Source organism: Peribacillus asahii, from assembly GCF_003570725.1.
GTDB classification, from domain to species: domain Bacteria; phylum Bacillota; class Bacilli; order Bacillales; family DSM-1321; genus Peribacillus; species Peribacillus asahii.
On sequence record NZ_QWVS01000073.1, the window covers coordinates 1 to 3,506 of the forward strand.

Consider the following 3,506-nt stretch of genomic DNA (forward strand, 5'->3'; position numbering starts at 1 on the left):
TAGAGGAAGGAAAGAGATACATATTAGTAGATAGAGAGGGTATTCCTGTAATTCCTGTCGTCAAGTACCTCAAGTATTTGGATGTGACAGGGAAAAGCAGCAACACCCAGAAGACTTACTGTTATGCACTAAAGCAGTATTTCCTTTATTTAGAGGAGAAAGAGAAAGATTACAAGCATATAAGATTAGAAGACTTGGCGGAGTTTGTGGGATGGTTACGAAATCCCTATGAGAGCACGAAGGTGACGTCCCTTCGACCTGTACAGGCAAAGAAAACAGAAAGGACAGTGAACCTTACGGTTACAGCGGTAACAAACTTCTATGACTACTTATATCGTAATGAAGAGCTGTCACATGACATGGGTGAGAAGTTGATGCGACAAGTCTTTACAGGAGGAAAAACACGATATAAGGGTTTCTTACATCATGTCAATAAAGACAAACCGTCCGTACGGAATGTGCTGAAAGTAAAGGAACCTCGCAGGAGGATTCAAACACTCACAAAGGAACAGGTACTACAAGTGATTGCAGCGACAACCAACATACGGGACACCTTCCTGATTCAACTCCTATTTGAGACAGGATTGCGGATTGGAGAGGCTCTCTCCTTGTTCATGGAGGACTTCAAATTCGACCATGGAAAAGGGCATCGTATCCACCTGACGGACCGCGGGGAATTGGAGAATGGCGCGAAGCTCAAAACAGGTGAACGAGAGATATTTGTGTCGCAAGCGTTGATGGATATATACGACGATTACCTGTACGAAGTGATTGATGAACTGGACATTGATACCAACTTCGTGTTTGTGAAGCTGAGTGGAAAGAATATGGGTAAGCCCATGACATACAGTGATGTCGAGGCTCTTTTCAAACGGTTGCGGCAGAAAACAGAGATTGATGTTCATCCACATCTGTTTCGTCACACACATGCGACGATGTACTATCAGGAGACAAAGGATATCAAACAGGTGCAAGAGCGTCTGGGACATTCCCAAATCCAAACGACCATGAACTTGTATCTTCATCTTTCAGAAGAAGACATCCGTAAGGATTGGGAAAAGGCACAGGGCGCATTTGAAATGCAGAAAAAACACTGAAAGGCGGGAAAGAATGAAACAGAAACAACAAACAAATACAGGAGAATTAGGTTTTCATGAACGAATACAGCAAGAGCTTTCGTGTTATCCTGTTAAGACCATACACGAAGATGGTTCCGTTACCACCCAGCAAGTGAAAGACCCATACTTCTTGATCAACGACAGTTGGAATGTTGGCTTTGTGGGCGATATTAAACAGTTCGTGGAGATGATGGAGAACTATAAAGAAACTGCACAAAATATCTATTTCCGACTAACAAACCCTATGGTCAACTTAGAAGTAAAGTATGTCTGTTATCACCAGCTATTCAATGATAAGTGGTCTTTATCAAGTGTTTTTGGAAAACAAGCAACGAACTTACGAAAATTGACACGGTTTATAAATGAAAAGTATCCTACCCTTCAATCTCTGATTGATTTGGACATCGAGAAGGCGGAGCGAGAATGGTTGTTTTGGCTACATGAGCAAGGGTTTCAAACACAACGAATTCTACATCATGGTAAATATACTGGTAAGTCGTCCGTAGCAAACTTTCTGCGATTCATCTACTCCAACTTCTCTGTATTGACCGATACGCGTGAAGAATGGGATAAAGACCGATGGGATGTGCGAGTGTTGTATGATAAATATGGCATCGGATATAACAAAAGCAGATCTGATTATCATCTCGATTTCACCAAAATTGAACAAGGAAACATGCGTGGGCAAGTAAAAAAATACATCAAGCAACGCCTCCTAAGTAAGAACAATTTCTCGTGGGGTACAGCAAGAGAATACTTAAAGTATTTACCTGAATTTTTATCTTTCGTATTTTCATTGGAACCAAAATGGGATGATTTAAAAGGACTCAAACGATCTCATATGGAGCAATACATCCAATTGTTACATGAATACGCCAAAAGCAATTTAAGACGAAAAGATGCACACCCGGAAAGGTATATAACGGAGGGACTAAAAATCATAGGAAAATTTTTGGAAGATATTCAAAAATATGAATACGACATAGCTCCTGAAAAGCATGTTCGATTATTACTCTTTCCAGAGGACAAGCCTAAACGAAGGAAAAAGTCTATCGACCAAATTGAACACATTCCTGAATTTGTATTGGAGCAACTCTTCACACACATCAACGATTTACATAAAGATGTCATCCCTGTCATATTGGTGGCTTTTAAAACAGGACTACGAATTTCGGATGTATTGGGATTAACCTTGGATTGTCTGGAACGGCTTAACGGCAAATACTCGATTGTGACTGATATTGAGAAGACCTATGTGAAAGGGCATCGAATTCCGATTGATGAGGAATTGGCAAATATCTTGGCGGTGCTCATTCACAAATCTAAAGAGAATAGCAATCAAGACAACAACCCCGAAGGGTTTATTTTTATTCGCTATCGTGGAGCTCGAAAAGGTAGACCGTACTCTCAAGGTTGGGTTCGAAACAGACTGAATGAATTTGCGAAAGAAAAAAACATTGTTGACGAGAATGGGAACCTTTTTAATATTAAGACTCACAAATTCCGCCACACCTATGCGGTAAAAATGTTAAACAGTGGTGTTGACATTCTAACAGTGCAAGAATTGTTAGCTCATGCTTCTCCAGAGATGACTTTGCGATATGCCAAGCTGTTAGATGATACGAAGAGAAAGGCATTTGAATCGGTCATTAACCATGGTGTATTCAGTTTTGACTTAAATGGTGATGTGCAGGAAATTAAAGCAGGTGAAGACATCCCACAGGATATTCTGCAAGCTCTCTGGCAGGATCATAAACTAAACGCGATGGACAACCCTTACGGGACGTGTCACGCACGATTGAATGGGAATTGTCCGTATATGGAAGCTCCACCTTGTCTGACATGTAACAGCGGCAGTCCGTGTAAAGACTTGGCGATTGGCTTTTCAGAATTAGATGTTGAAAAATATGAGATGCACATCAAAACAACAAAAAGAGCGAAAGAAGTAGCCGAGCATCATGGTCGTGAAGATATGGCTGAAAAGCATGAACGGAACTTACAGCGATACCAAGGTATTTTGGCCAATATCCGTGAGGGGCATGTCATCTTCGGCAGACAAGACCGCATGACGAGAAAGCAAGGTGTGAAAAATGGCTGATTATGACCGCAGAGAACAGATGAAAGAGATTCATGCATCACGGAAGGCTGCCACCTATCAAAAGGTCGATAAAGCCATTCAACGACTTGTACGTGCAAAAGAGAGCATCAATTTCAACAGCGTGGCGAGCGAGGCTAGTGTAGCGAAAGCTACGCTATACAACAACCTTGAGTTGCGTGATCGGATTGAATCCTTGCGACAACAACAAGCGAAAGCACCTACATCGAAGCAAATCAAACGAGAGATGGATGACAATAACAAAGATGCTATCATTGAGTCATTAAGACGAA

At 41.4% G+C, this 3,506-nt stretch carries 3 protein-coding genes; all 3 read left to right on the top strand.

The features are described from left to right. The first annotated feature begins 20 nt into the window (after positions 1-20). On the top strand, positions 21-1,097 hold the full coding sequence (locus D1953_RS20685) for a tyrosine-type recombinase/integrase (protein ID WP_425454298.1): 1,077 nt from the start codon (positions 21-23) through the stop codon (positions 1,095-1,097). Positions 1,098-1,110: 13 nt separating this feature from the next. After that, complete coding sequence (locus tag D1953_RS20690; RefSeq protein WP_119119038.1) at positions 1,111-3,216, top strand: tyrosine-type recombinase/integrase; 2,106 nt, start codon at positions 1,111-1,113, stop codon at positions 3,214-3,216. After that, positions 3,209-3,506: DUF6262 family protein (locus D1953_RS20695; RefSeq protein ID WP_119119039.1), on the top strand; the 298-nt coding region annotated here is incomplete at its 3' end. The genes D1953_RS20690 and D1953_RS20695, both read left to right, overlap by 8 nt.

Coding starts and splice junctions, on each gene's coding strand:
- D1953_RS20690 (WP_119119038.1), top strand. CDS start 1,111: ATGAAACAGAAACAACAAACAAATACAGGAGAATTAGGTTTTCATGAA.